We start from the raw sequence: 25108 nt of genomic DNA on the forward strand, positions 1-25108 counted from the left end.
CTATTATGCTATCTATAAAAAACTTACACGCATCAATTGAAGGAACTCCTATCCTTAAAGGTATAAATCTTGAAGTTAAAGCCGGTGAAGTCCATGCGATCATGGGACCAAATGGGTCCGGCAAATCAACCTTAGCATCCGTGTTGGCTGGGAGAGAAGAATATGAAGTAACTCAAGGCGAAGTGACTTTTAAAAGCAAAGATCTTTTGGACTTAAGTCCAGAGGACCGAGCCAGAGAAGGTGTATTTTTGGCATTCCAGTACCCGGTGGAAATTCCAGGTGTATCCTCTACCAATTTCCTAAGAACAGCTGTAAATCAGGTGAGGGAATATAGAGGCCAAGATCCTTTGGATGCCGTAAAATTCCTTACGTTAATTAAGGAAAAAATGAAACTGGTAGAGATAGATCAAAAGCTACTCAGCAGGTCATTGAATGAAGGTTTTTCCGGGGGAGAAAAGAAAAGAAATGAAATCTTCCAAATGGCCATGCTAGAGCCTACCCTATCCATTTTGGATGAAACGGATTCAGGGCTTGATATTGATGCATTGAGAATTGTTTCTAACGGTGTCAACCAATTGAAATCTGATGACAAAGCCACTATCGTGGTAACCCACTATCAAAGATTGCTGGATTATATCATTCCCGATTTTGTCCATGTATTATACAATGGAAAAATCGTAAAATCAGGCACCAAGGAATTGGCTTTGGAGCTTGAGGAAAAAGGATATGATTGGATCAAAGAGGAAGCGGACAAAGCTACTGTCTAATCCAAATTAACCAACCAGACAATTACACAATGACTACAATCACAAAGGATAATATTATTGACAGCCTTCTATCTTCGGTTCAACCGAATGGTAACAGCGAGGCTGTGCAGATTATTCGTGACAATGGTTTTCCGACCAATAAGCACGAAGAATATAAATTTACAAATATCACCAAACGGATCGAAAATAAGATCCAGGCCTTTCAGCAGGCAAAGCCTTTCTATCTAACCGAAGAGGATGTTACCAATGCCATCATCAAAAATTTGGATGCAGACGTGTTGGTTTTCAACAACGGGCAATTCTCAAGCGAGCTTAGCCGTATTGGAGAAGGATATAGCGTGTCTACAATCGGTTCTGGGGAAAGTCCTTTTACTATAAAGGATCTTTATGGAGACAGTTATTTGGCATTGAACAATGCAAGTTTTGAAAATGGCATTTATATCCAAATTCCTAAAAACAAAGTACTCGACAAACCTGTTTTAATACTCAATCTAGTAAAAGCTAATGAGGGCCAGCTTATTACTCCAAAAATCTGGATTGATTGTGCTGAAAATACTGAAGCTGTTTTTATCGACCAGGCGGTTAGCCAGGATGAAGAAACCTATTTCCTAAACGGAAGTGTGGAAATCAGAACGGCGGCAAATTCTCACATACATTATTATAGAGTACAAATTCAGAACAGCGAGGCCTTAGAAGTGAACAATCTGTTGACTGATATCCATAGAGACTCAACATTCACTTCGTTTTTACTATCGCTGGAAGGCGATATGATCCGAAACAATGTGACCTTGAATCTACTGGACACCGGTTGTGAAGGTAATATGTATGGCCTATATCTCCTAGGGGGCAAAACCCATGTGGATAATCACACAAATGTAGACCATACCAAACCTCATTGTGAGTCCAATGAACTTTATAAAGGTGTTCTAACAGACAAGTCCAGAGGAGTTTTCAACGGTAAGATTTTTGTGCGTGAGGACGCCCAAAAAACTAATGCTTTCCAACAAAACAATAACATCCTTCTTTCCGATGAGGCAACCATTAACACCAAACCTCAGCTTGAGATTTGGGCTGATGATGTGAAGTGTTCTCACGGTTGTACTACAGGTCAACTTGACGAAGAAGCCTTGTTTTATCTACAAGCTAGAGGAATCGACAAAGATCAAGGTAAAGCATTGCTATTGTATGCTTTTGCTGGTGATGTAATCGAGCATGTCAAAATTGAAGCTTTCAAAGAGTATTGTATTGACTTAGTTCAGAAAAAGTTAGGTACAAACTTCTAAGAGGCTAATTTATGAGCATAAATATTCAAGACATCAGGGCTGCTTTTCCGATACTTCATCAAGAGGTAAATGGGAAGCCTTTGGTGTATTTAGACAATGCTGCCACGACCCAGAAACCGCTTTCTGTGATTGAGGCGCTTGACTATTATTATAAAACAGATAACTCCAATATTCACCGGGGAGCCCATACCCTTGCGGATCGAGCAACCAAAAAGTATGAAAATACTCGGAAGCTTATCCAAGAGTTTATAGGTGCCAAGGAAGTTGAGGAAGTAATTTTCACGAAGGGAACGACTGAAGCTATCAACCTGGTGGCCTCATCCTTTGGGAGAAAATTTGTGAAAGAAGGGGATGAAATTATTATCTCTACCCTAGAGCATCACTCTAATATAGTACCCTGGCAATTGCTTTGCGAAGCCGCCGGTGCCAAACTTAGAGTAATTCCAATTAACGATAAAGGAGAAATCATCTTTCATGAATTTGAAAAGCTCCTTTCTTCTAAAACCAAACTAGTTTCCATCGTTCATGTCAGCAATGCATTAGGAACTATCAACCCTGTTGAAGAAATCATCGAGAAAGCGCATAGCGTCGGGGCGAAAGTCCTACTTGATGGGGCACAATCTTCTTCGCATTTGACAATTGATGTTCAAAAATTGGATTGTGACTTCTTTGCATTTTCAGCTCATAAAATCTACGGACCGACTGGACTAGGGGTGCTGTATGGGAAAAGAGAAGTATTGGAAGCAATGCCCCCTTATCAAGGCGGTGGTGAAATGATCAAAGAAGTGACTTTCGCAAAAACCACTTTTAATGATATCCCTTTCAAATTTGAGGCTGGCACTCCGAATATCGGTGATGTAATCGCTTTTGAAAAGGCGTTGGAATTTGTAAACTCCATTGGCAAAAAGCAGATTGTAGATCACGAAAATGAGCTCCTCTCCTACGCCACCGAGAAGCTTACCTCCATTAAAGGCTTTATTCCTTATGGAACCGCCGAAAACAAAGTAAGTGTACTTTCTTTCCTGATTAAGGGCATGCACCCTTTTGATGTGGGCATGATGCTGGATGCTGGCGGAATTGCCGTTAGGACAGGGCACCACTGCACTCAGCCCTTGATGGAGAGATTCCAAATCGAGGGAACTGTTAGAGCTTCCTTCTCTGTTTACAACACATTAGAAGAAGTGGACAGGCTCTATGAAAGTGTGAGCAAGATTGCCAAACTAAAGAACAAATGACAGATATCAATAAGGTACAGGACGAGATCATTGAAGAATTTGCGATTCTAGGTGATGATAGAGAATCTACCATATTTTATATAATGGAGTTGGGCAACCAGCTTGGTGATTTTCCTGAGGAGGAAAAAACCGATGATAATATCATCAAGGGGTGCCAATCCAAGGTTTGGTTGATAACTACTACAGAAGATGATAAGGTGGTATTCCACGCTGACAGCAATACCGATATAACTAAAGGACTCATCAGCCTCTTAATTCGGGTAATGTCAGATAGGACACCCAAAGAAATCATCAATTCAGACCTTTACTTTATCGAAAAGATTGGCATGGGAGGTATCATAGGCTCCCAAAGGTCAAACGGTCTGGCAGCCATGATTAAACAGATGAAATTTTACGCAATAGCTTACCAGTCTAAGATGAACGCTATATGAGCCAAGAAGCAGAAAACAAAACCCAGCTGGAAATTCCTGAATTAAAGGAAAAAGTAGTCGAAGCCATCAAGTTGGTATATGACCCAGAAATCCCAGTGGACGTTTATGAGTTGGGTTTGATTTATGAAATCAGTGCCTATCCGGTCAACAATGTATATGTATTGATGACCTTGACTTCTCCCAACTGTCCCGCTGCCGAATTTATTCCTTCGGAGGTCAAATCAAAAATTCAGCAAATCCAAGGAGTGAACAATGTAGAGGTAGAACTCACCTTTGATCCCCCCTACTCTCAGGACATGATGTCCGAGGCAGCAAAATTAGAATTAGGTTTTTTATAAAAATAGATAATAAAATGTATCCAGAAGAATTAGTAGCACCAATGAGATCTGAATTGACTGACGTTGGTTTTCAGGAATTCAGAACTGCCGATGATGTGGACAATCACTTAAAAAGCCATAAAGGCACGACCTTTATCGTAATCAACTCTGTGTGCGGTTGTGCTGCGGGAGCGGCCAGACCGGGTGTAAAAAGCGCATTGCAGAAGTCGTCTAAAAAACCAAGCACTTTGGCAACGGTATTTGCCGGCAACGACACCGAGGCTGTGCAAAAGGTAAGAGAATACACTCTTCCATACCCTCCTTCTTCGCCTGCTATGGCACTTTTCAAGGACGGTGAATTAGTTCACTTCTTAGAAAGACATCATATTGAAGGCCGCAACGCCCAGATCATTGGGGACCACTTGGTGGAGGTATTTGAGCATTATTGCTAAGAAAAAAGAAGCCCGCTTGGGCTTTTTTTTGCTAAATACCTATAGGCATTAAAAAACCTTTGAAGCAGAATTTTGTTTTGGATTGGTTGAGTTCCTTCACATAAAGATGCAGGCCTCACCAAAACGTTTAAAGAGAAAAAGGTAATTAGGTAAAAGTAAGCAATAAAAAATCACGGCTTTCATCACAAAATGCACCTGTAGAAATAATTTATCGTGTATTTTATGCCCAATTTTATTAACTTAATGCCAGAATTTTGAATTATTCTTTAGAATTTAACTACATATAAAATACAAACTTTATGTCTGAATTTGCTAAGTTATCCTTTGATGGAAAAGATTATTCGCTTCCTGTAGTCGAAGGTACTGAAAATGAGAAGGCAGTAAATATTGCCAAGTTGAGAGGTGAATCTGGGCTGATCACAATAGACCCAGGGTACAAAAACACAGGATCAACAAAAAGTGCCATCACATTTTTGGATGGTGAGCAAGGTATCCTTAGATACAGAGGCTATAGAATAGAAGATTTGGCCGAAAAGTCGACCTTCTTAGAAGTAGCTTACCTACTTATCTATGGAGAACTTCCTAACCAATCAGAATACGATAAATTCAGCAGAGAAGTTACTACTCATACCCTTGTACACGAGGACATCAAGAAGATTTTGGATGGTTTCCCTTCCAATGCACACCCAATGGGGGTACTTTCATCTATGATCTGTTCCCTTACAGCATTTTACCCTAATTCCCTAGATCCAAACAGATCTACTGAAGAAGTAAACCTAAGCATTGTCAGACTTTTGGCTAAAATGCCAACGTTTGCCGCTTGGGCATATAAAAATGAGGTAGGCCATCCAGTAAACTATCCTGACAACAGCTTGGACTATTGCTCCAACTTCTTGAAAATGATGTTTGCCCTACCAGCGGAGAATTACGATGTGGATCCAGTGGTTGCAAAAGCACTAGACCAATTGTTGATCCTTCATGCTGATCACGAGCAAAACTGCTCTACGTCAACTGTTAGAATCGTTGGCTCTTCTCACGCTAGCCTATACGCATCCATTTCAGCTGGTATCAATGCCCTTTGGGGACCATTGCACGGTGGTGCCAACCAGTCTGTAATCGAAATGCTAGAGGCTATTAAAGCTGACGGTGGAGATACTAAGAAGTTTTTGGACAAAGCTAAAGACAAGAATGATCCATTTAGATTGATGGGCTTTGGTCACAGAGTTTACAAAAACTTTGATCCTAGAGCTAAAATCATCAAGAAAGCTGCAGATGACGTATTGGCTAAGCTAGGTGTAAACGATCCTGTATTGGACATTGCTAAGGAGCTTGAAGAGGCTGCCTTGAATGACCAGTACTTCGTAGACAGAAAACTATATCCAAATGTTGACTTCTACTCTGGTATCATCTACAGAGCGCTAGGCATCCCTACAGATATGTTTACCGTTATGTTCGCTCTTGGTAGACTTCCAGGCTGGATTGCTCAGTGGAAGGAAATGAGAGAAAACAACGAACCTATCGGCAGACCAAGACAGATTTATACTGGTGCTAACGAAAGAGATTACGTTTCCATCAACAAAAGATAAGACCCGTTTTTATTTTGCTTAAAAGGCTGCCATAAATGGTGGTCTTTTTTTTTTGCTTTAACAAAAATTATCCGGCTATCTAGAAATTTTTCTCACATTTTAGATTAGTTTTGGAAACCGAAACAACACAATCAAGTTTACCATGGAGATCAACAATTTAGAAGAGGCAGTAGCCTTAACCAAAAGATTCAGCAGCAAACCGGATAACGAAGACTTACTGAAGCTATACGGGCTGTATAAGCAAGCCACAGAAGGTGACAACACCACCGAAAGGCCTGGAGGCTTTGACTTTAAGGCAGCCGCAAAGTATAATGCTTGGGAAAAGCTTAAAGGCACATCAAAGGAGGAGGCCGAGCAGAAGTATATTGCCTTGGTGAAATCCCTTTCACAAAATCATCTATAAATGGGAGGCGGAAATAAAGCCGCCTCTCAAAATATTCCCCTATAATTTTACACTTTTTAACATCAAAATTTTACCAATCTTTCATCCCAGCTTGGTAATTCAAATTATTTCTCCTACCTTTGCACCCGAATTAAAATTAATCATTTTTCTAAGCCGTGGGTTTCCTTACTGTCTGTCGCTGTGTATGGGATACTTCTGGAAATCATGGCAAAGAGAAGTAAGGAAAAAATCATGGAAAAAGAATTATTATTCTCAGACCTTGGGATTTCAGCCGAAATCTTAAGGGCAGTGGAAGATATGGGCTATACCCATCCGTCCACAATTCAAGCACAATCAATCCCTTTCTTGCTAGAAGGCAAAGATGTAATCGGCCAGGCCCAAACTGGGACAGGTAAGACTGCAGCTTTTGGGATTCCGATTATTGATCAAGTTGATCCATCTTTGAACAAACCTCAGGCGTTGATCCTTTGTCCAACAAGGGAACTTGCCGTACAGGTAGAAGGTGAAATTGTAAAATTAGCAAAGCACAAAAAAGGTGTCTCCAGTACTTGTATTTATGGAGGCGAGCAAATTGACAGACAAATCAGAAGCCTTAAAAAGGGTGTACAGATTGTTGTAGGTACTCCAGGACGTATCATGGATCACATGAACAGAAGGACTTTGAACCTTGACAATGTGGGTATCATCATTTTGGATGAGGCAGATGAAATGTTGGATATGGGCTTTAGAGATGACATTGAGACTATATTGAGCTCAATGCCGGAAGAAAGACAGACTGTATTCTTTTCTGCAACAATGGCCAAGCCTATCTTAGACCTTACTAGAAAATATCAGCATAACCCTGAGATCGTAAAGGTATTAAGAAAAGAATTGACTGTTGAGAACATCGCGCAACATTACTACGAAGTTAAGCCTTCATTGAAGATGGAGTTGATGACCAGGTTGATGAACATCAACCAATATACATTGAGCGTAGTATTCTGTAACACTAAAAGAGCTACAGATGAGGTGACTGAAGGTTTGATTGCTAGAGGCATCCAAGCAGAGGCTCTTCATGGAGATCTTTCCCAAGCACAGCGTACCAAAGTGATGAACAAGTTCCGAAAAGGACATTGTACTGTCTTGGTAGCTACTGATGTGGCTGCAAGAGGTATAGATGTAGACAATGTGGAGGCAGTATTTAACTACGATCTTCCATTGGACGAGGAGAATTACGTTCACAGAATCGGAAGAACTGGTAGAGCGGGTAAGTCCGGTACTGCCATTAACTTTATAACTGGAAGAAAAGATGGTTTTAGATTGAGAGATCTTGAAAAATTCATCAAAACATCTATCCAGAAAATGACTCCCCCTTCAGCTGACGAGTTGGTTGAATTGAAAAAAGACCAATTAGTGAAAGATGTTTATAGACAACTTTCCATCGAGGAAGATACCCAGTTTTTCGAAGCTACTATCGGCCAGATGTTGACTGAAGGCTTAAGCCTTGAGCAGATTACAATTGGTTTGATGAAACTTCAACTTGGCGGTGCCTTGAAAGAAGTTGCAGAATTCAACTTTGAGTTGGATCTAAGCAGACCATCCAGAGATAGAGACAGAGGCGATAGAGGTGACCGTGGTGACAGAGGCGCAAGACGTGGAGTACGCAGTGAAAGAACTGAAAGAGGTGCAGGTGCACGTCGTTCTAAGGAAAAAGGACCAAGAGACGCCAACATGGCCAGATTGTTCCTTAACCTTGGTAAAAAAGACAGAATCAGACCGAATGACATTGTAGGTGCTATTGCCGGCGAGACCGGAGTACCAGGCAGAAGCATTGGTGGAATCGATATTTTCGACAACTTCTCTTTCGTGGACGTTCCTACTAAGGATGCCAAGCACGTCATTGACGTCATGAATTCTAACACCATTAAAGGTAAACCCGTAAATATTGAGCTTTCAAAAGGTTGATTAGTTTATAAAGGTTAATGTTAAAAGAAAGGCGCCATCAAGTTGATGGCGCTTTTTCTATTAATAACTGTTTCACTTTTTATTATCTTCTGGCTTTTCTATCCGGATTTCCGTCTGGATCATTGGTCACATATCCGGACCATCTAACCGTGCCATTGTTTGCTAAGAGAATCCCTGCCACATGTGGGGTAGCCATTGAAGTCCCATTAATTGAGCGGTAGCCACTACCGATCCAGGTCGAGTATACGTTCACTCCCGGGGCAGAAACCACAATTGGAGGATTGCCAAAATTAGAGAAAGAGGCAAATCTTCCGTTGATATCATAAGCTGAAATGGTGTACATATTAGTACCCGTTACCCTTGCTGGGGAAACGTTATTCGCATTTTGGCTTTCATTTCCGGCAGCGATGGCACAATAAACACCTTTGGCTGCAAGATTGCGTACGGCATTATCCAAAGCAGTTGATGCTGGGCCGCCAAGACTCAAATTAGCCACATCACTGGCCAAAGCTACCTGACGGGTGTAATCAATTCCTGAAATAATTGTGGAATTTGCAGAACCTCCAGTAGGTCCAAATACTCTTATCGGCACCACGGTGGCTCCTGCTGCCACTCCTATCACACCAATGGTGTTGTGGATGGCTGCTATTGTACCTGCCACATGAGTACCATGTCCGTTTTGGTCCGTAGCTGAAGAATAACCAGGTACGAATGATCTTGCATACTGGGTATTAACATTCAGATCAGGGTGGTTCAACTGAATACCACTGTCGATCACAAATGCCCATCTATTTAAACCAGATGCATTTACAGCCCCACCAATCTCTGTGATCCCCCATGGAGTAGTCTGAGAACTGCCACCGGATTGTAATAGAATACTGTTCACAAACATATTAGGTACCTTGAAATCTTCAAGATAATACATTTGATCCTGTTCGATAAAATCAACTCTGTCATCTTTTTCAAGGTTAGCTAACTCATCAGGACTAAGGCGAGCCGAAAATCCTGCTAAAGCTGAACCATAAACATGGTCCACTTGCTCAGCCTTCAATCTAAAGCCTTCCAATACTTCCTTTCTCAAGGCTTCCTGCATTTCGTCATAGCTTTTTAATCGGGCATTTCTGTCCTCATCTTGCCTGGCGCCCCAGTTTTGGATAGTTTTGAGTCCGGTTTCTTTCAATACCACTATGTATTGATCTGGAATCATGGTATCATCTATCTTTGCCTCAGTGGCAAAATCCTCCATGTTTTCATTTTGGCATGAGGTAAAAATCATCCCTGCTATTGCAAAAGCTGCAACTGCCTTTAATCTAAAATTGATCATAAATTTCATTTGAATAAGGGTGTGTAAAACAAAATATTACAATATGTATTTGCGCAAAAACATTCTACCAATAACGGGAATTTCATTCTTATTCAAAATCAATATTATCTATGGAAATTAAAAAATGATAACCCAAGTATTTCAAATATGAAAAATAGAATTTAATAATTAGAATAAGTTATTTTGTATTCTTAAAAATTTTTACAAGTTTTTATTGAAATAATCCTTAAATAATTGAGAATAAAGAAATATCAGGTAAATTTGACTATTTTTGAAATTCTTAAAAATGAAAATTATGCAGCTTTTTTACCACCCAGAACTTCTATCTAACACCTTCCAATTGTCGGGCGAGGAATCAAAGCATTTAATTAAGGTTCTTAGAAAGAAGACGGGAGATAAAATTCATTTTACAGATGGCAAAGGCAAGATTGCTCTTTGCACAATCCAATCCATTTCGCAAAAGAGCGCCACTTTAAAAATTTTAGAGGAGAAAGTGGAGCCTGAAAAACCATATCAAATTCATTTGGGCATAGCCCCTACCAAAAATGCTGATCGGATGGAGTGGATGACCGAAAAGGCAGTAGAGGTTGGTCTGGATAAAATGATCCTGATGAAATCTGACAATTCAGAAAGGAATTTTTTAAAATCAGACCGACTGGAAAAAAAAGCCGTGTCAGCCATGAAGCAAAGTTTAAAATCAGTACTAACCGAAATAACCACCGGACAGGAATTTGGGGACATCATCACTGATACTCATTATGAATCTTTTGAGAAATTCATAGCATATGTGGATGAAAGTATACCCAATCATCTCTTTGAATTGGCTAACCCTAAAAAAAATTACCTAATTTTGGTTGGACCTGAAGGTGACTTTAGCCCTGAAGAAATCAAGGCTGCCCTAGATGCGGGATTTAAACCCTGTTCACTCGGATCTAGCCGCTTACGAACTGAAACTGCTGGTCTCGTAGCGATTCATACTTTAAACCTGTTAAACGATATATCATGAAACTATTAAAATTGATTGCGATAGCCGGCATTGCAGCACTATCTTTTACTTCGTGTGAATCTAATCAGGACACCCGAGCGGTGGGTACTGATGGTTGGTTGAAAGGTGACCAGAACGCAAAATTTGAAGAATTGGCCAACCAAATGGGTGGTTTTAGCAGGACGATGGTCGAGGTGGCTTATCGTTATAGTGAGCTATATTGGGCCGGACAGGATGAAAACTGGGATTATGCCGATCATCAACTTGAGCATCTGCTTGAAACATTGGAAGATGGTATGAGAAGAAGACCTGCAAGAGCTGAAAACTCCCAACATTTTATCGACAATGAAATCGCTTTGCTGGAGGATTTAATTTTGCAAGAAGATAAAAATGAGTTTCTGGAAGGGTTTAGAACATTTACTACGGGTTGCAATTCATGTCATGCAAAGGAAAATGAATCCTTTATTGTCATCAAAGAGCCTCAGGTAAGGACTTCTCCTGTGAGATTTTAATAGAATAAGAAAAGATTTTACCAACTCGGGACAATTGGATAGCTATTTGCGTCAAGTGAAAAATACCCCGATCGCGGTATTGTCTGGTGTTGGTTAATTGTAGAAATTTGCACCTGTTATTATTTACGTAAGGAAGTAGTACTTATGCGAGTTTTCAAAATTTCCCTTTTCCTAGCTGTCTGGACTTTCATTATAGTCTTTTCTTTTAAAATTGCAGGTAGCTTTGATCCTATCTATATTCATGGATACGAAACGTTTTTTCTCAAGATGACCTATCCCGTACTTCTTTTTCTTGTAGGTGCAGGAATCTTCAAGTATTTGAAATTATTAACCACCCCCCTTTTGGTGATCACAACTATCACTTGCTTTTACTTTGTAGGGCAGGAATATGCAAACATGATCTACCTTCTGCCAGTTTATCTGCTGATGTATTGCGGAGGCTATTTCGGGGCTGACTGGTATGAAAAAAACATTCAGGTAAGGGAGGATTAAGCTCCTTTGCCTGACTTAAAAAACTCGATTGCTCTTTCCAGATCCGAAGGGGTATCTATCGCAATGGTCTCATGTTCGGTGAAGACCATTCTTATTTTGATACCCGCCTCTAGCAACCTCAATTGCTCCAACATTTCAGCTTCCTCTAGGTAAGACTTAGACAATTGGGTGAAAGTAAGCAGAGACTCTTTCCTGTAGGCATAGACTCCAATGTGCCTGAACACATTCCGTTGAATTTTTTCGTTCCTAAAATATGGAATTGGGGAGCGACTGAAGTAAAGTGAATCCCATTGTTGATCCACCACCACCTTGACAGCATTTGGATCATTGAATTGAGCATCATCTTGTATGGTGGTCATCAACGAAGCCACTTGGACCTGACTATCCTCAAATACCTTTACCAATTCTGATAATGAATGTGCATCCTGAAAAGGCTCATCCCCTTGAACATTGACGAAAACATCACCATTTAACTCTTTCGCAGCTTCCGCAATCCTATCGGAACCGCTTTGATGCTCTGTTTCGCTAAAAAACACTATCCCTCCTACTTCTTGGATTAAGCTTTCAATCTCCCGATGATCAGTCACTACTACCACCTCATCAAAAACCTCAGACTCCAAAGTGCTCAAATAGGTCCTGACAATCACCGGCTTGCCGCAAAGATCCGCGGTAAGCTTGGCTGGAAATCGGGTGGCGGCATATCGGGCAGGTATAAGTGCGATTTTTTTCATAGGACAATTTTAGTGAATTATCCTCAAATATCACTCCCTGTCATATTCTTTGGTAAATTTTTACGGTTTTTGGTATATTGTTTTTGGAAAAGAAAATTCACGATGAAAAAACTTACTTGTACCCTATTGATACTGCTTTTTATACAGCAGCTAACCTTTGGACAATCCTATGTTCAAGAAAATTACGAGAAAAAGGAATTTCAGATCCCCATGCGGGATGGGGTAAAACTCCATACCGTAATCTACACTCCGAAAGATAAAAGCCATGATTACCCAGTGGTGATGCAAAGAACGCCTTATAGTGCGGGCCCTTATGGGGAGGAAAAGTTTAAACCTGCAGTGGGACCTTCAGAGAAAATGATGCGTGAGGGGTATATTTTCGTCTATCAGGATGTAAGAGGAAGATGGATGTCGGAAGGTGACTACGACAACATGCGGCCCACCATACCCTACCGCAAGGATGAAATGACGGAAATCGATGAAAGCACTGACACCTTTGATACAATCGAGTGGTTGCTTGAAAATATTGAAAATAACAATGGGAGATTTGGACAGTGGGGCATCAGCTACCCAGGTTTTTATTCAGCCGCATCATTGCCTTTTGCCCACGAGGCATTGAAAGCAGTATCTCCGCAGGCTCCAATTGGTGATTTTTATTTTGATGATTTTCACCACAATGGTGCATATTTTCTGAGCTATTGGTTAGCTACCACCGTTTTTGGCTACCAACATGACGGTCCGACAGAGACGGCTTGGTACGAAATGGTAGATCCCGGTACAAAGGATGGCTACCAGTTTTTCATGGACATGGGGCCTCTGAAAAATGCTGACAAATATTATAAGGAAGACAATTTCTTCTGGACTCAATTGAAAGAAAACCCTGATTACAATGAGTTTTGGCAGAAAAGATCCATCATCCCCCATTTAAAAGAGGATATCAGACCTGCTGTAATGGTTGTTGGCGGATGGTTTGATGCTGAAGACCTTTATGGCCCATTGGAAATATACAAGACCATCGAAAAGCATAACGATAACTATAACACGATTGTGATGGGCCCATGGTCCCATGGTGACTGGTCAAGGGAGCGAGGCGTGCAAAAGGTTTCCAATGTCTATTTTGGAGACTCGATCTCGACGTGGTATCAGGAAAATATTGAGTCTAAATTTTTCCATCACTTCCTGAAAGGTGAAGCTGATGGCAAAACCGATCTACCAGAAGCCTATATGTTTGATACAGGTAAAAAGGAATGGTTTACCTTTAACACCTGGCCTCCAAATGAAGCGGAAACGGTTTCTTATTATTTCCACGACAACCAAAAAACCAGCCGAGATCAGCCAAGTGGTGAGGGGAAGGAAACTTTTTCTTCTGACCCTAACAAACCGGTTCCTTACAGCGAGGATATCAAACTCAACTTTACTCCGAGAAAATACATGGCCGATGACCAGCGATTTGCGGCTCGTAGACCTGATGTATTGGTATTTGAGACTGAAGTATTAGAAGAGGACATCACTATGGCCGGAGAGATTTTTGCCAACTTGAAGGTATCCATCACTGGTACTGATGCTGATTGGGTGGTCAAGTTAGTAGATGTTTATCCAGCCGACACGCCAAATCATGATCATGTGCAGGATGGCATGCAAATGGGCAACTATCACCAAATGGTGCGCTCCGATGTGATAAGAGGCAGGTATAGGGAGAGCTTTTCCGAGCCCAGTCCTTTTACTCCTGATGAAATCACCGAGGTGAAATTTCAGCTACAAGATGTTTTGCATACCTTCAAAAAGGGCCACAAGATTCAGTTCCAGGTTCAAAGTACTTGGTTTCCCTTGATCGACCGAAACCCACAAAAGTACGTAGACAACATTTTCAAGGCTGAGGAGAGCGATTTCATTAAGGCAGACCATACGGTCTATTTCTCTGAGAGTCACCCTTCTCATATCCAAGTGCAGGTTATAAGGTAAAGATTCTTTATTTAAATTAAGTATAAATTAAATCAGCAGAATAATATTCTAAGATTTTTAATTATACCAATTCCAAATTAGTACAGAATGAACCTTTAAGCGTAATTTTTGATTAGTTTTGTTATTACATTATGGAATACTAAACAATTATAGAATATGAAAGGCAAAGAAATAGTCACTTTAAAGCGTTCGCTACTTCACGATACAGAAAAGCATATCAACAAGCAGATTGAGATGGAAGGCAAGTCTTCTGCATATTATTTATCAATGGCTTCCTGGTGCGACATGATGGGTTACGCCAATTCGGCAAAGCATCTTTACGCCCATTCTGAAGAAGAAAGGCAGCATATGCTTAAGCTTTTCCATTATGTCAACGAAGCAGGTGGACATGCCATTCAGCCGGCGATCGACAGCATCCAACATCACTTCAACTCCCTTAGAGAGGTTTTTGAACTGATCTTGGAGCATGAGATTCAGGTAACAAAATCCATCAACAAGATTGTGGATCACTGCTTTGAGGTAAAGGATTTCGCTACTTTCAGCTTTATGCAGTGGTATGTCACCGAGCAAAGAGAAGAGGAAACTTTGGCCAGAAGAGCTCTTGAAATCTTCGATATTATCGGAGAAGCTGGAGTTGGACTTTGGACAATTGACCAAGAACTTGGAAAACTTCATACCCTCACTAGTGAAGGAGGTAATTAATATGATTATCCGCAATGATGCAAGTAACCATTAATTCCTTGTTTAAGGAGCCGGAAGACCGATGACCGAAAAACTGACAAAAAGCGGATATATTAATTTAAAAAGGGCTGCCGTAATTGGCGCCCTTTTTATTTTTCTAGCAATCATTACGCAGCATTTCTTGCCGCATTTATGATCCCAAACATTGATCTTAGTATTAAGCGCTGATAAACTTCTGGCTCCTCTATTTCGGGATTTTCTAGAAGTTTTTGAATGGCATATTGCTGAATGGTAATCAAAGGCAATACAATTCTTTCCCTTATCTCAATAGAGCTTTTAATCACCGGGGTTTGCTCCAATAGCGACTTCATCTCACTTACTTCCAAAATCCACTTTAGCGATTCTTGATATTCTGAGTGCATTTTCTCCCAAAACTGCCCATAATCCTTATCATCCCCCAGATACCTTGTCACTTCGTAATTTGACTTGGCCATGGATTGCATACTATTGCCCAAAAGAGTCCTGAAAAACAGGGAGTCCTTGAAAAGCTTCTTCACCTGGTCCAATTTACCTTCCTCATCCATTTTGGAAACGGCATTGCCAATTCCATAAAACCCAGGAATGTTCTGCTTCATCTGGGCCCAAGCTCCAACAAATGGAATTGCTCTCAGGTCATCAAAAGACATTCCCTCATCTTTATTTCGTTTTACTGGTCTTGAACCGATGTTGGCCTCCCCAAAATACTTCAGCGGAGTGATATGCTCCAAATAAGGGACAAACTTTGGATGACTTTTAAAATCCTTGTAGGCCTCATAACTGTATGAAGCCATTTGCTCCAAAATCTCCCGCTGCTCATCAGTAAGCTGTTTTTCCGGTGTTGGATAGAGGTGATTTTCTAACCCGGCGCTAAGTAGCTGCTCCAAATTGTAAGTACAGGTTATCTCTTTCCCATAATTTGCGCTGATTGTCTGGCCTTGGATAGTTACCTGGATTTCCTCATTTTCAACCTCAGTACCGAGAGAAGCATAGAAATTATGCATATTCCCCCCACCTCTAGCAGGAGGTCCTCCCCTGCCGTCAAAAAACACTACCGCTATGCCAAACTCCCTCGATACTTTCGTCAACTCTTCTTTTGCTCGCAATATGGACCAATTGGCTCGGATGTAACCACCATCTTTAGTACCGTCAGAGAAACCTAACATGATGGTTTGTTTTTTGTTTCTGTTTTGGAGGTGTCTGGAGTACCGCTGATCCTGGTACAGATTTCTCATAATGCCAGGCGCATTTGCGAGATCATCAATAGTTTCAAACAAAGGGACAATGTCCAGTGGCAGATTATCTCCATCCGGAAAAGTCAGCTGAGCCAACCGGTATACCTCCATAATATGCAGTTGCGACTGGCAATTGGAGATGATATATCGATGACAGCCCTCTTCCCCGTTTTGCTGTTGAATCCTAGGGATGGTTTTAAAACTCTCCACCATTTCCTGATGAAAATCATCCTGATATTTTTCCGGCAAACTCTTCGTTTCAAACAAACCTTCAAGAGTAGGCTGCTCTTGCGTTTGCAAAATCTCCTTCCAAAGACCATCGTGTTTTCTACTATCTTGCCGCATATCCATACTGGCGAAATGGAATCCGAAGATCTTTACCTTTAAAATATACTCATCGAGCAGATCCAAAAACAACCCTTTATGATACTTTATGATTGCTTCGCGAGCTTCGTAAAGCTGTGACAAAATTTCCTCCTTCTGAATAGGGTTTTCTGGATCAGCAAAAAGAGACTGATAAATATCACTTTCTATTTTTGATATGATTGGTTCAACCTTTTTAAAACTCAACCTTCTCCGAAGCTTGCGAATATCCCTATAGTAACTTTTTAATATCCAGCGTTGAAGTCGGGAAGCTACAGTTTTGGTAACCTCATGGTTAACAAATGGATTACCATCCCTGTCCCCTCCTGGCCAAAACCCAATCTGAAAAAGCTGCGGATTATCCCAATCATGAACAGATAGATCGAGTTGCCTCAAAATTCTAAATACGATGTCGGGGATGCTGAAATAGAACACATTTTCCAGATACCAGAGCAAACTTGAAGCTTCTTCTTCTGGGGTTGGTTTGCTTTTATTAATAAAAGCCGTTTTACCAAGTTGCTGCAAATAGAGGTTAATATGTGCCAAATCATTGGTTTCAATGGCCTCCTCAAGGTCTGTGATGATAGCAAGCACATTTCCCGGATAAAACTGGGTTGGGTGGGCAGTCAGCGTAATCCTAATGGAGAAGGTTTTGAGTTTCTCGATAAGTTTTTGCTTGTTCCCATCCGCCTCAGCTCTGGCGACAAGTGCTTTCATGCTTCCCTTGCCGTGTACTTCATTGATTTTATCAAATGCCGCATCCTCAATTGAATCGAACAGCACAACTTGCCTTTCCACGTATTGAATCAGTTGAAAAAGCACATTATGCCTTTCCTTTGGGCTTTGGGACTGAAGCATTTCTTCAAAAAACTTTTCAATAATCTCTTTCGGACTTAAGCCTTTCTCTAACCCCTTTTCACAGGATGAACCTAATATGGGAAGAAGAGTCCCCGTCCGATAGATGTCATCAAACGGCAAATCCAAGAAAAGACTATTGTAGATGGTAAAGCGTTTACCTACCTCAATTTCATAAGTTGATTTCATTTGTTTAATAGGTTAGTGATTAGATGAAGTTAAATAAAAACCTCCTTTTTCTGAATTATTTTTAATAAGTACCCTCAAATAAAAAATCGGGTTTCCTTCACTCAAAAACAACCGTCTCATTTTCAGAGTTTTACCAAAAGGCGGTTAAATTGGAATGCACCGATTATCAAAACCCCGATCCTGCATCTCATATTATTTTTGTATTTTGCAAAGAAACTAAGATAGGTCAGAGACGAATACAGCATGCGGTTTAGGCCTTTACCATTTTGATTTTCAACTTATTACCTAATCAATTTTAAATAGAATTAGAAAACATTTATATGCTCCTTTCTGTTTTATCAGGATTTCTATTAGCAGCATGTTTGCCTTTGGTAGGTAAACTTTTAAAGGGGAAGTTATCCATTCTCCTTTCGGCTCTGCCGGTTATATTGTTTGTATATTTTCTCAGTTTTATTCCTGGAATAGCCAATGGGGAGTCTTACCACTTTAATTATAATTGGGTACCCCAATTAGGGATAAACTTTGACTTCCATTTAGATGGCTTGTCCTTACTCTTTACCCTTTTGATCACCGGCATCGGCTCTTTAGTATTTATCTATACGAGTTCCTATCTGAAAGGCCATATATACTTGGATAGGTTTTATGGCTATCTAGCCATGTTTATGTCCTCCATGCTAGGATTGGTGCTTTCAGATAATATTATTACCCTGTTCATTTTCTGGGAATTGACATCTATCAGCTCCTTTTTCTTGATTGGCTTTAACAACGACAACGAATCTTCTCGAAAATCATCGTTGCTTGCTTTGGGTATCACCGGTTTCGGAGGGCTTTTCCTGCTCGCAGGCATGATTATGCTCGGCTTTGTAACTGGAAGTTACAGTATAGTGGAATTGATGGAGCAAACAGATCTGATTCACAATCACCCCTATTTTGTGTTGATTTTGGTAATGGTATTCATGGGTGCTTTTACAAAATCCGCCCAGTTCCCCTTCCATTTCTGGCTTCCAGGTGCTATGAAGGCTCCCACGCCAGTTTCTACTTATCTACACTCAGCTACTATGGTAAAAGCGGGAATTTACCTTCTCGCCCGATTCACTCCTGTGCTAGGCAACCATGAATACTGGAACACCACTTTGATAATTGTAGGTGGAATTACCATGCTCTACGCTGCGATCCATGCAGTTTTCCGATTGGACCTTAAAGGCATTCTGGCCTACAGTACCATTTCAGCTTTAGGGGTTTTGGTTTTTCTGATTGGGCTAGGAACAGACGAAGCGCTATTGGCCGCATCCGTTTTTATTTTGGTCCATGCCCTTTATAAGGCCACTCTCTTCCTGGTTACCGGAATCATCGACCATGAAACCGGCACCCGAGACGTGAGCCAACTTTCAGGACTCAACAAAGTAATGTTACCTGTGGGTATTGCAGCCATATTAGCTGCTATTTCCAATGCAGGCATTCCTCCCTCTTTCGGTTTCCTTGGAAAAGACCTGATCTACGAAGCCACCTTACATTATGGAAACTGGGCAATTGTACTCACCGCAGCTGCAGTCATAACTAACATCTGCCTTCTGTTTGCAGGATTTTTGGCCGGTATAAAACCATTTGTGGGGAAGTTGCCACAGAAATATGAAAAACTTCACCTGCCTAGCCCATTGATGTATGTGCCGCCGATGATCCTTGCAGGCCTTGGAATAATCTTCGGCATATTGCCCATGATTATTGACACCCCCTTGATTAAACCGGTTGCTGCGGCCATTCTTAACACAAGTCCAGACTTCCACCTCCAACTATGGCATGGATGGAGTGTGGTGTTACTTTTAAGTACCATCACTATCGGTGGAGGGCTTGGGTTATATTTTATCTTGAAGCCTTCTGAAGGACTGTTGGCAAAAGCCACTCGTTTTGAACCTATCTCTCCAATGAGTATTGCTCTCAAATTCACCGGAATCTTTGAATCCACAGCTAAGGGGATCACCAATGTACTTCAAAATGGCTACCTGAGATATTATGTTATCTCTATTCTGACTTTCTTATCAGTGCTTTTAGCCTATAAGTTATTCCAAGGATTTGATCTTTACATCAACTTTGGCCAGCTTACGGATATCACTATCTACGAAGTAATTGTGCTGGGTATTATGGCGGTATCAATCGTCTTTACGGTTTTTACCCGCTCTAGATTAGTGGCAGTAGCTGCCATGGGGATCATAGGTTATAGTATCTGTTTGATATTCCTCTTTTACTCAGCGCCGGATCTTGCCATGACGCAATTCTCCATTGACACCCTCACAGTGATCCTATTTGTATTGGTGCTTTACAATTTGCCAAAATACCTCAAGCTATCCGATACCGGTTCAAGGGTACGTGACGGCATGTTGGCTTTGATTTTTGGAGGGTTGATTAGCTTACTAACGTTAGAAGTGTTGAACGAACCTCTAGAAAGAGAAATTTCGGCTTACTATGCAGAAAATGCCTACACACTTGCAAAAGGTAAAAATGTAGTAAACGTAATCTTGGTGGATTTTAGAGGGGCTGATACTATGGTGGAGATTATTGTTCTTTCCATTGCCGCCATTGGAGTATTTAGTTTATTAAAGCTCAGACTGAAAAGTATCGAAAAAGAATAAGCATGAAAACTATAATATTTAAAACGGCATCCAGTTACTTACTGCCATTGCTACTTTTGTTTGCCATTTTCATTCTGCTCAGAGGCCACTATTTGCCCGGAGGTGGTTTTGTGGGAGGTTTGATTGCGGCCATTGCTTTCGTCATCCACTCTTTTGCCAACGGCATTGAAAAAACCCGCGGCATTATCAAGTTTCATCCCGGCTTTCTCATGCCGATCGGTTTGTCTTTAGCCCTACTTGCTGCCATAACTCCCCTATTTACAGGTGGAGCCTTGATGACCGGGCTATGGTTTGAAAACCCCGTACCGGTGATAGGCATGGTAGGTTCTGCGCTGTTTTTTGACATAGGGGTGTTTCTGGTTGTCATCGGTGTAGTCTTAACAATAATTTTTACAATTTCAGAAACTATATAAATGGAGTTATTACTGGTCATAATCATCGGGCTACTGTATGCAGCGGGCATATATATGATGCTGCGGCGTAGCTTGGTCAAACTCATCATAGGCCTCATTCTTTTGGGAAATGGAGCCAATCTATTGATTTTTCTTTTAGGCAGAATAGTCAAGGGAAAACCACCCATAATTGATGATGCATCCTATGTGTTATCTGAAATTTATGCTGATCCGGTGCCACAGGCTCTTATCCTTACAGCCATCGTGATCAGCTTTGGTTTGCAGGCCTTTGCGATCATCCTGATCAAACGAGCCTACAAGGTGGTCAAAACAGATGACCTTGACGAAATGAATGCAACTGACGAAGATTTATGAGCAACCCTTATATAATACTACCTATTATTTTCCAGCTGTTTACAGCAATCCTTTTGATGTTTTTTTGGACACAGAAAAACATTCAAAAAGCAATCAGCGTAGCCTTGAGCGTGGTCACCTTGGGTATCTCGGTATGGCTTATGACTATTGTTTTAAAAAACGGTATTTATGTCACACAAGCGGGTAGCTGGGAGGCACCTTTTGGCATTACCTTCATTGCTGATCCACTCAGTGCCTTAATGGTACTGCTAACCTCCATTGCTGGACTTGCAGTTTCCATTTTCTCAGTTGGCAGCGTCCGAAATGCCAGGGTACGTTTTGGTTATTTCCCAATATTCCATTTCCTTCTCATGGGGCTAAATGGAGCGTTTCTGACTGGGGATATTTTCAACCTCTATGTATGGTTTGAAATTATCATCATATCATCATTTGTACTTATCACATTGGGTGGTGAAAAGGCTCAAATTGAAGGGTCAATCAAATATGTGACGATGAACTTGCTTGCCTCAGCAATTTTCTTGACCGCTATTGCTATTCTTTACGGTTTGGTGGGCAGTTTGAATATGGCTGACCTTTCACTCAAGGTGGCTAAATTAGAAAACCGTGGATTGGTGAATGTAACGGCGATCCTTTTCTTTGTTGGTTTTGGGATTAAATCGGCAGTTTTCCCATTGCATTTTTGGTTACCAGCCTCCTATCACACACCACCAACCGCCATTTCCGCTATATTCGGTGGACTCCTTACCAAGGTGGGGGTATACGCCTTATTACGAGTTTTCACCCTGATATTTGTTCCAGATGAATTTATGGTTAGCCTAATCAGCTGGGTAGCTGGACTTACGATTTTGACCGGTTGTATTGGAGCTTTAATCCAAAACAACATTCGAAAGGTCTTCAGTTATTTGATTGTCGGTCATATTGGTTATATGATTGCAGGATTGGGTATGTTTACAGAAGCAGCTTTGATAGGAACCGTGTTCTATTTGATCCATGACATTATTGTCAAGACCAACCTGTTTATGGTCAGTGGGCTAATCTTCAAAATCAAGGGTACTTTCAGTATGAGAAATTTGGGGGGATTTTATAAAGAGTATCCTAAGCTATCCTTACTTATGGCTATACCAATATTTTCCTTGGTAGGCATACCACCACTTTCAGGTTTTTGGGCCAAACTCTTCTGGGTGGAATCCGGTTTTGAAATTGGAAACTTTATGCTGGTGGCCTTTATTATTTCGGGCAGTTTTCTAACGCTTTTCGTAATGGCCAAACTCTGGTCAGAGGTATTTTGGAAAGATGGAGACAAATTGCCTAAGAAAATTAACGTTAAATACTTCTGGGAACTCAAGCCTATAAAGAGAGTGGCAATGGTGTTTCCAATCGTATTTTTGTCGCTAATTTCACTTTATATCGGCCTGGGTGCTGACCATATTATTCAATTGAGTACCATTATCGGAAAGCAGCTAATGGACACCACTCCCTATATTGAGGCGGTGTTGGGACCAATAACTGAATTGCAGCCATGATAAAAACCAAACTCTTAAGCAACATTCTACTGGCCATCATTTGGGTTTCACTGACTGGCAACTTTTCGGCAGAGGGATTCGTCTTCGGCTTTATGCTGAGTTACGTCCTGCTGTGGCTGATTTCCACCTCACGAAGGGATGATAAATATTTCACGAGGGGGCCAAAGATTATCGCCTTCTTTTTCTTCTTCATTTACGAATTGGTCAAGGCCAATCTACAAGTAGCATATGATGTGATGACCCCGCGTTATTACATGAAGCCGGGAATAATCAGAATTCCCTTGCATGCAAAGACGGATCTAGAAATCACCCTTTTAGCAAATCTGATCAGTTTGACACCAGGTACGTTGAGCTTAGATGTTTCGGATGATAAAAAGGTGCTGTATGTTCATGCCATGTATGTGAGCGATAAGGAAGCTTTTATTCACAGTATAAAGAATGGGTTTGAAAGAAAACTATTAGAAATTTTGCGATGAGTCTATACGAATATCTATATTATATCATATTACCCCTATTGTCGATCTCGATTCTGATCATCTTTGTGAGATTCCTCAAGGGTCCATCTCTTTCTGACAGAGTGGTTGCCTTGGATTTGATCATCACTTCGGGCATTGGGGTCATAGCCATCTACAGCATCCACACCAATCAACCTACCTTTTTGGATATTGCGATGATATTGGCCTTGATTGCCTTTTTGGGCACTGTGGCCTTTTCCTATTATCTTGAAAAAAGAGAAAAAAATGACTGAAGTTATAATCGTAATCCTCTCCTCCTTAGGAGCCATTTTCATATTCCTTGCCGCCGTGGGTGTTGTGAGGATGCCGGATCTTTATTTAAGGATCTCTGTTACCACAAAGGCAGCCACGCTGGGGATTGGTTTGATACTGATTGCTGCGGCCTTTTATTTTAATGACCTTTCCATTACCTCCAGAGTCCTGGCTATTATTTTATTCATGCTTTTGACGGCTCCAGTGGGTGCTCATATGCTGGGAAGAGCCAGTTATTTTACTGGAGTGAAGATGTGGAAAAATTCAGAATTTGATGACCTGAAGGGTAAATATCACCCCAAAACACATATACTTTCCTCCAAGGAGGAGTCTAAGGAAATTAAGAAAAATGTTTGATACGCATTGAAATAGCAGTGAACCCACTGCTATTTTTTTTGGCTGCAATATTGGTTGAATCAGGGCATGAAATCTTTTTTAACCCTAATCATAGCAATACTCATGACACATTCAGCCATCTCTCAGGATAGCTTTCTGGCATTGGTCGGTACCTATACCGAAAAAGACCAGCAAGGTATAAATCTGGTCAAATTTAATAAAAGCAATCCCCCCGAAATCCTTTCTGTAGCCTCTGAAATTGAAAATCCTTCATTTGTGATTTCAGATAGAGAAGGAAAATATGTATTCGCCGTTCAGGAAGATGAGGATGGTAAGGTCACCTCTTTCAAACTTGACACTGAAAAGCAGGAATTGGTAAAAATCAATTCGATAAGTTCCAAAGGGGCTTCTCCTTGTTATATTTCTCTAGATCCTTCTGAAAAATTTTTAATGGTAGGAAATTACGAGGGAGGAAATCTTGCTGTGATCCCTATTGCTGAAAATGGTGAATTGCTAGATGTTGTACAAACCATCCAACATTCTGGGAGCAGCGTGAATGAGGAAAGACAGGAAGCAGCCCATGTCCATTCTGTAGTTTTTCATCCCGATGGAAAACAGGTTTTTGTGGGAGACTTAGGTATTGATAAAGTCAAAGTCTATAACTTCAACCAAAATAGCGAAACGCCACTTCAACTAGCTTTTGATATTGACATTGCCCCTGGCTCCGGTCCTCGGCACTTAGTGTTCAACACATCTGGAGATAGGATGTACCTTGTCCACGAACTCACCGGTGAGGTTGGACTTTATGAAAAGGCTTCCAACTCCTACCAGCATATTGAAACTTACCCATTGACGGATGAAAACTTTGATGGAGAGCAAGGTGGGGCAGAAATCCGTATCACCAAAGACAATTCATTCCTTTATGTAAGTAATCGAGGTGATGCCAATCAGGTAACAGTTTTTAGTATACAGAGTGATGGGAAATTAGATGTTTTGCAGATCTTGGATGTAAAAGGTAAAAATCCTCGAAACTTCAATTTAAACCCAGACGAAAATCAAGTCCTAGTGGCCAATCAGGATACTAATGAGGTTATTATTTTTGAAAGAGATAAAGACTCGGGAAAGCTTTCTTCCTCCGAGCTTTCCATTTCCATTCCCATGCCTGTATACCTATTCCCAATCCCTTAAGACTATGAATTCCATTGCAAAATAATCAATAAGAGACCGCATAAATTGCCGTCTCTTTATTTTTTTACCTATACCAAGTTATTATTTTCAAAAATATTAGCATTTAATTATGATTTA

General features: G+C 40.8%; 25 protein-coding genes. 22 read left to right on the forward strand and 3 right to left on the reverse strand.

Annotated elements, in window-relative coordinates; all coding sequences use genetic code 11:
• Nucleotides 1-5 precede the first annotated feature (5 nt).
• The 9 genes from sufC to FPL27_RS12625 all read left to right on the forward strand — a co-directional run bounded on the left by sufC (nt 6) and on the right by FPL27_RS12625 (nt 8418).
• Entirely contained in the window at nt 6-767 is a 762-nt protein-coding gene (gene sufC, locus FPL27_RS12585) for a Fe-S cluster assembly ATPase SufC (RefSeq protein WP_143961424.1), read from the forward strand.
• Between the two features lie 29 nt (nt 768-796).
• Nucleotides 797-2050 (forward strand): Fe-S cluster assembly protein SufD, encoded by a 1254-nt coding sequence (sufD, locus tag FPL27_RS12590; protein WP_143961425.1) that lies wholly within the window; start codon nt 797-799, stop codon nt 2048-2050.
• A gap of 11 nt (nt 2051-2061) precedes the next feature.
• Nucleotides 2062-3285, forward strand: coding sequence for a SufS family cysteine desulfurase (locus tag FPL27_RS12595; protein WP_143961426.1), 1224 nt, complete (start codon nt 2062-2064; stop codon nt 3283-3285).
• Entirely contained in the window at nt 3282-3716 is a 435-nt protein-coding gene (locus tag FPL27_RS12600) for a SufE family protein (protein ID WP_143961427.1), read from the forward strand. Before FPL27_RS12595 ends, FPL27_RS12600 begins: the two co-directional genes overlap by 4 nt.
• Nucleotides 3713-4054 carry a DUF59 domain-containing protein gene (locus FPL27_RS12605; RefSeq protein ID WP_143961428.1) on the forward strand — a complete coding sequence of 114 codons (342 nt, stop codon included), beginning with the start codon at nt 3713-3715 and terminating at the stop codon, nt 4052-4054. The genes FPL27_RS12600 and FPL27_RS12605 overlap by 4 nt, the downstream gene beginning before the upstream one ends.
• 14 nt (nt 4055-4068) lie before the next feature.
• Nucleotides 4069-4485, forward strand: a complete 417-nt coding sequence (locus FPL27_RS12610) for a BrxA/BrxB family bacilliredoxin (RefSeq protein WP_143961429.1) — start codon at nt 4069-4071, stop codon at nt 4483-4485.
• 299 nt (nt 4486-4784) lie between these two features.
• Complete coding sequence (locus tag FPL27_RS12615) at nt 4785-6071, forward strand: citrate synthase (protein ID WP_143961430.1); 1287 nt, start codon at nt 4785-4787, stop codon at nt 6069-6071.
• A 142-nt stretch (nt 6072-6213) separates the two neighbouring features.
• Nucleotides 6214-6474, forward strand: a complete 261-nt coding sequence (locus FPL27_RS12620; protein ID WP_143961431.1) for an acyl-CoA-binding protein — start codon at nt 6214-6216, stop codon at nt 6472-6474.
• A gap of 231 nt (nt 6475-6705) precedes the next feature.
• Nucleotides 6706-8418 (forward strand): DEAD/DEAH box helicase, encoded by a 1713-nt coding sequence (locus tag FPL27_RS12625; protein ID WP_143962159.1) that lies wholly within the window; start codon nt 6706-6708, stop codon nt 8416-8418.
• 82 nt (nt 8419-8500) lie between these two features.
• On the opposite strand, the gene FPL27_RS12630 is transcribed toward FPL27_RS12625, so the two are convergent.
• Nucleotides 8501-9742: a S8 family serine peptidase gene (locus tag FPL27_RS12630; protein WP_143961432.1), complete on the reverse strand. Its 1242-nt coding sequence runs from the start codon at nt 9740-9742 to the stop codon at nt 8501-8503.
• A 295-nt stretch (nt 9743-10037) separates the two neighbouring features.
• Between FPL27_RS12630 and FPL27_RS12635 the strand changes: the two genes are divergently transcribed.
• The 3 genes from FPL27_RS12635 to FPL27_RS12645 all read left to right on the forward strand — a co-directional run bounded on the left by FPL27_RS12635 (nt 10038) and on the right by FPL27_RS12645 (nt 11731).
• Entirely contained in the window at nt 10038-10748 is a 711-nt protein-coding gene (locus tag FPL27_RS12635) for an RsmE family RNA methyltransferase (RefSeq protein WP_143961433.1), read from the forward strand.
• Nucleotides 10745-11239 (forward strand): hypothetical protein, encoded by a 495-nt coding sequence (locus tag FPL27_RS12640; protein ID WP_143961434.1) that lies wholly within the window; start codon nt 10745-10747, stop codon nt 11237-11239. Before FPL27_RS12635 ends, FPL27_RS12640 begins: the two co-directional genes overlap by 4 nt.
• 144 nt (nt 11240-11383) lie before the next feature.
• A complete protein-coding gene (locus FPL27_RS12645; RefSeq protein WP_143961435.1) occupies nt 11384-11731 on the forward strand; it encodes a hypothetical protein in 348 nt (115 codons plus the stop codon).
• Here the strand turns inward: FPL27_RS12645 and kdsB are convergent.
• Nucleotides 11728-12462 carry a 3-deoxy-manno-octulosonate cytidylyltransferase gene (kdsB, locus tag FPL27_RS12650; RefSeq protein WP_143961436.1) on the reverse strand — a complete coding sequence of 245 codons (735 nt, stop codon included), beginning with the start codon at nt 12460-12462 and terminating at the stop codon, nt 11728-11730. The genes FPL27_RS12645 and kdsB overlap by 4 nt on opposite strands.
• A gap of 102 nt (nt 12463-12564) precedes the next feature.
• Here kdsB and FPL27_RS12655 point away from each other — a divergent pair, with 102 nt between their 5' ends.
• Together FPL27_RS12655 and FPL27_RS12660 are read left to right on the forward strand one after the other, a co-directional pair.
• A complete protein-coding gene (locus tag FPL27_RS12655) occupies nt 12565-14424 on the forward strand; it encodes a CocE/NonD family hydrolase (protein ID WP_143961437.1) in 1860 nt (619 codons plus the stop codon).
• A gap of 156 nt (nt 14425-14580) precedes the next feature.
• On the forward strand, nt 14581-15126 hold the full coding sequence (locus FPL27_RS12660) for a ferritin (RefSeq protein ID WP_143961438.1): 546 nt from the start codon (nt 14581-14583) through the stop codon (nt 15124-15126).
• A gap of 146 nt (nt 15127-15272) precedes the next feature.
• Here the strand turns inward: FPL27_RS12660 and FPL27_RS12665 are convergent, their stop codons facing one another.
• A complete protein-coding gene (locus FPL27_RS12665; RefSeq protein ID WP_143961439.1) occupies nt 15273-17783 on the reverse strand; it encodes a phosphoenolpyruvate carboxylase in 2511 nt (836 codons plus the stop codon).
• A 320-nt stretch (nt 17784-18103) separates the two neighbouring features.
• Here FPL27_RS12665 and FPL27_RS12670 point away from each other — a divergent pair, with 320 nt between their 5' ends.
• From FPL27_RS12670 to FPL27_RS12705, 8 genes are all read left to right on the forward strand, one after another.
• Nucleotides 18104-20410 carry a putative monovalent cation/H+ antiporter subunit A gene (locus FPL27_RS12670; RefSeq protein ID WP_143961440.1) on the forward strand — a complete coding sequence of 769 codons (2307 nt, stop codon included), beginning with the start codon at nt 18104-18106 and terminating at the stop codon, nt 20408-20410.
• A 2-nt stretch (nt 20411-20412) separates the two neighbouring features.
• Nucleotides 20413-20823 carry a Na+/H+ antiporter subunit B gene (locus tag FPL27_RS12675; RefSeq protein WP_143961441.1) on the forward strand — a complete coding sequence of 137 codons (411 nt, stop codon included), beginning with the start codon at nt 20413-20415 and terminating at the stop codon, nt 20821-20823.
• Nucleotides 20824-21177 carry a Na+/H+ antiporter subunit C gene (locus tag FPL27_RS12680; RefSeq protein WP_143961442.1) on the forward strand — a complete coding sequence of 118 codons (354 nt, stop codon included), beginning with the start codon at nt 20824-20826 and terminating at the stop codon, nt 21175-21177.
• Nucleotides 21174-22700: a proton-conducting transporter transmembrane domain-containing protein gene (locus FPL27_RS12685; RefSeq protein ID WP_143961443.1), complete on the forward strand. Its 1527-nt coding sequence runs from the start codon at nt 21174-21176 to the stop codon at nt 22698-22700. Before FPL27_RS12680 ends, FPL27_RS12685 begins: the two co-directional genes overlap by 4 nt.
• Nucleotides 22697-23176, forward strand: a complete 480-nt coding sequence (locus FPL27_RS12690) for a Na+/H+ antiporter subunit E (protein ID WP_185974371.1) — start codon at nt 22697-22699, stop codon at nt 23174-23176. The genes FPL27_RS12685 and FPL27_RS12690 overlap by 4 nt, the downstream gene beginning before the upstream one ends.
• Entirely contained in the window at nt 23173-23448 is a 276-nt protein-coding gene (locus FPL27_RS12695; RefSeq protein ID WP_143961444.1) for a cation:proton antiporter, read from the forward strand. The genes FPL27_RS12690 and FPL27_RS12695 overlap by 4 nt, the downstream gene beginning before the upstream one ends.
• On the forward strand, nt 23441-23824 hold the full coding sequence (gene mnhG / locus FPL27_RS12700; RefSeq protein ID WP_143961445.1) for a monovalent cation/H(+) antiporter subunit G: 384 nt from the start codon (nt 23441-23443) through the stop codon (nt 23822-23824). The genes FPL27_RS12695 and mnhG overlap by 8 nt, the downstream gene beginning before the upstream one ends.
• Nucleotides 23825-23890: 66 nt before the next feature.
• Nucleotides 23891-24991 (forward strand): lactonase family protein, encoded by a 1101-nt coding sequence (locus FPL27_RS12705; protein ID WP_143961446.1) that lies wholly within the window; start codon nt 23891-23893, stop codon nt 24989-24991.
• Nucleotides 24992-25108 lie beyond the last annotated feature (117 nt).

Origin of the sequence: Litoribacter populi (assembly GCF_007483685.1) — a bacterium.
Classification (GTDB): domain Bacteria; phylum Bacteroidota; class Bacteroidia; order Cytophagales; family Cyclobacteriaceae; genus Litoribacter; species Litoribacter populi.

Excerpts from the sequence above, each read along its gene's own strand:
- sufC (WP_143961424.1), top strand. The coding sequence starts at position 6 with ATGCTATCTATAAAAAACTTACACGCATCAATTGAAGGAACTCCTATC.
- sufD (WP_143961425.1), top strand. The coding sequence starts at position 797 with ATGACTACAATCACAAAGGATAATATTATTGACAGCCTTCTATCTTCG.
- FPL27_RS12595 (WP_143961426.1), top strand. The coding sequence starts at position 2,062 with ATGAGCATAAATATTCAAGACATCAGGGCTGCTTTTCCGATACTTCAT.
- FPL27_RS12600 (WP_143961427.1), top strand. The coding sequence starts at position 3,282 with ATGACAGATATCAATAAGGTACAGGACGAGATCATTGAAGAATTTGCG.
- FPL27_RS12605 (WP_143961428.1), top strand. The coding sequence starts at position 3,713 with ATGAGCCAAGAAGCAGAAAACAAAACCCAGCTGGAAATTCCTGAATTA.
- FPL27_RS12610 (WP_143961429.1), top strand. The coding sequence starts at position 4,069 with ATGTATCCAGAAGAATTAGTAGCACCAATGAGATCTGAATTGACTGAC.
- FPL27_RS12615 (WP_143961430.1), top strand. The coding sequence starts at position 4,785 with ATGTCTGAATTTGCTAAGTTATCCTTTGATGGAAAAGATTATTCGCTT.
- FPL27_RS12620 (WP_143961431.1), top strand. The coding sequence starts at position 6,214 with ATGGAGATCAACAATTTAGAAGAGGCAGTAGCCTTAACCAAAAGATTC.
- FPL27_RS12625 (WP_143962159.1), top strand. The coding sequence starts at position 6,706 with ATGGAAAAAGAATTATTATTCTCAGACCTTGGGATTTCAGCCGAAATC.
- FPL27_RS12630 (WP_143961432.1), bottom strand. The coding sequence starts at position 9,742 with ATGATCAATTTTAGATTAAAGGCAGTTGCAGCTTTTGCAATAGCAGGG.
- FPL27_RS12635 (WP_143961433.1), top strand. The coding sequence starts at position 10,038 with ATGCAGCTTTTTTACCACCCAGAACTTCTATCTAACACCTTCCAATTG.
- FPL27_RS12640 (WP_143961434.1), top strand. The coding sequence starts at position 10,745 with ATGAAACTATTAAAATTGATTGCGATAGCCGGCATTGCAGCACTATCT.
- FPL27_RS12645 (WP_143961435.1), top strand. The coding sequence starts at position 11,384 with ATGCGAGTTTTCAAAATTTCCCTTTTCCTAGCTGTCTGGACTTTCATT.
- kdsB (WP_143961436.1), bottom strand. The coding sequence starts at position 12,462 with ATGAAAAAAATCGCACTTATACCTGCCCGATATGCCGCCACCCGATTT.
- FPL27_RS12655 (WP_143961437.1), top strand. The coding sequence starts at position 12,565 with ATGAAAAAACTTACTTGTACCCTATTGATACTGCTTTTTATACAGCAG.
- FPL27_RS12660 (WP_143961438.1), top strand. The coding sequence starts at position 14,581 with ATGAAAGGCAAAGAAATAGTCACTTTAAAGCGTTCGCTACTTCACGAT.
- FPL27_RS12665 (WP_143961439.1), bottom strand. The coding sequence starts at position 17,783 with ATGAAATCAACTTATGAAATTGAGGTAGGTAAACGCTTTACCATCTAC.
- FPL27_RS12670 (WP_143961440.1), top strand. The coding sequence starts at position 18,104 with ATGCTCCTTTCTGTTTTATCAGGATTTCTATTAGCAGCATGTTTGCCT.
- FPL27_RS12675 (WP_143961441.1), top strand. The coding sequence starts at position 20,413 with ATGAAAACTATAATATTTAAAACGGCATCCAGTTACTTACTGCCATTG.
- FPL27_RS12680 (WP_143961442.1), top strand. The coding sequence starts at position 20,824 with ATGGAGTTATTACTGGTCATAATCATCGGGCTACTGTATGCAGCGGGC.
- FPL27_RS12685 (WP_143961443.1), top strand. The coding sequence starts at position 21,174 with ATGAGCAACCCTTATATAATACTACCTATTATTTTCCAGCTGTTTACA.
- FPL27_RS12690 (WP_185974371.1), top strand. The coding sequence starts at position 22,697 with ATGATAAAAACCAAACTCTTAAGCAACATTCTACTGGCCATCATTTGG.
- FPL27_RS12695 (WP_143961444.1), top strand. The coding sequence starts at position 23,173 with ATGAGTCTATACGAATATCTATATTATATCATATTACCCCTATTGTCG.
- mnhG (WP_143961445.1), top strand. The coding sequence starts at position 23,441 with ATGACTGAAGTTATAATCGTAATCCTCTCCTCCTTAGGAGCCATTTTC.
- FPL27_RS12705 (WP_143961446.1), top strand. The coding sequence starts at position 23,891 with ATGAAATCTTTTTTAACCCTAATCATAGCAATACTCATGACACATTCA.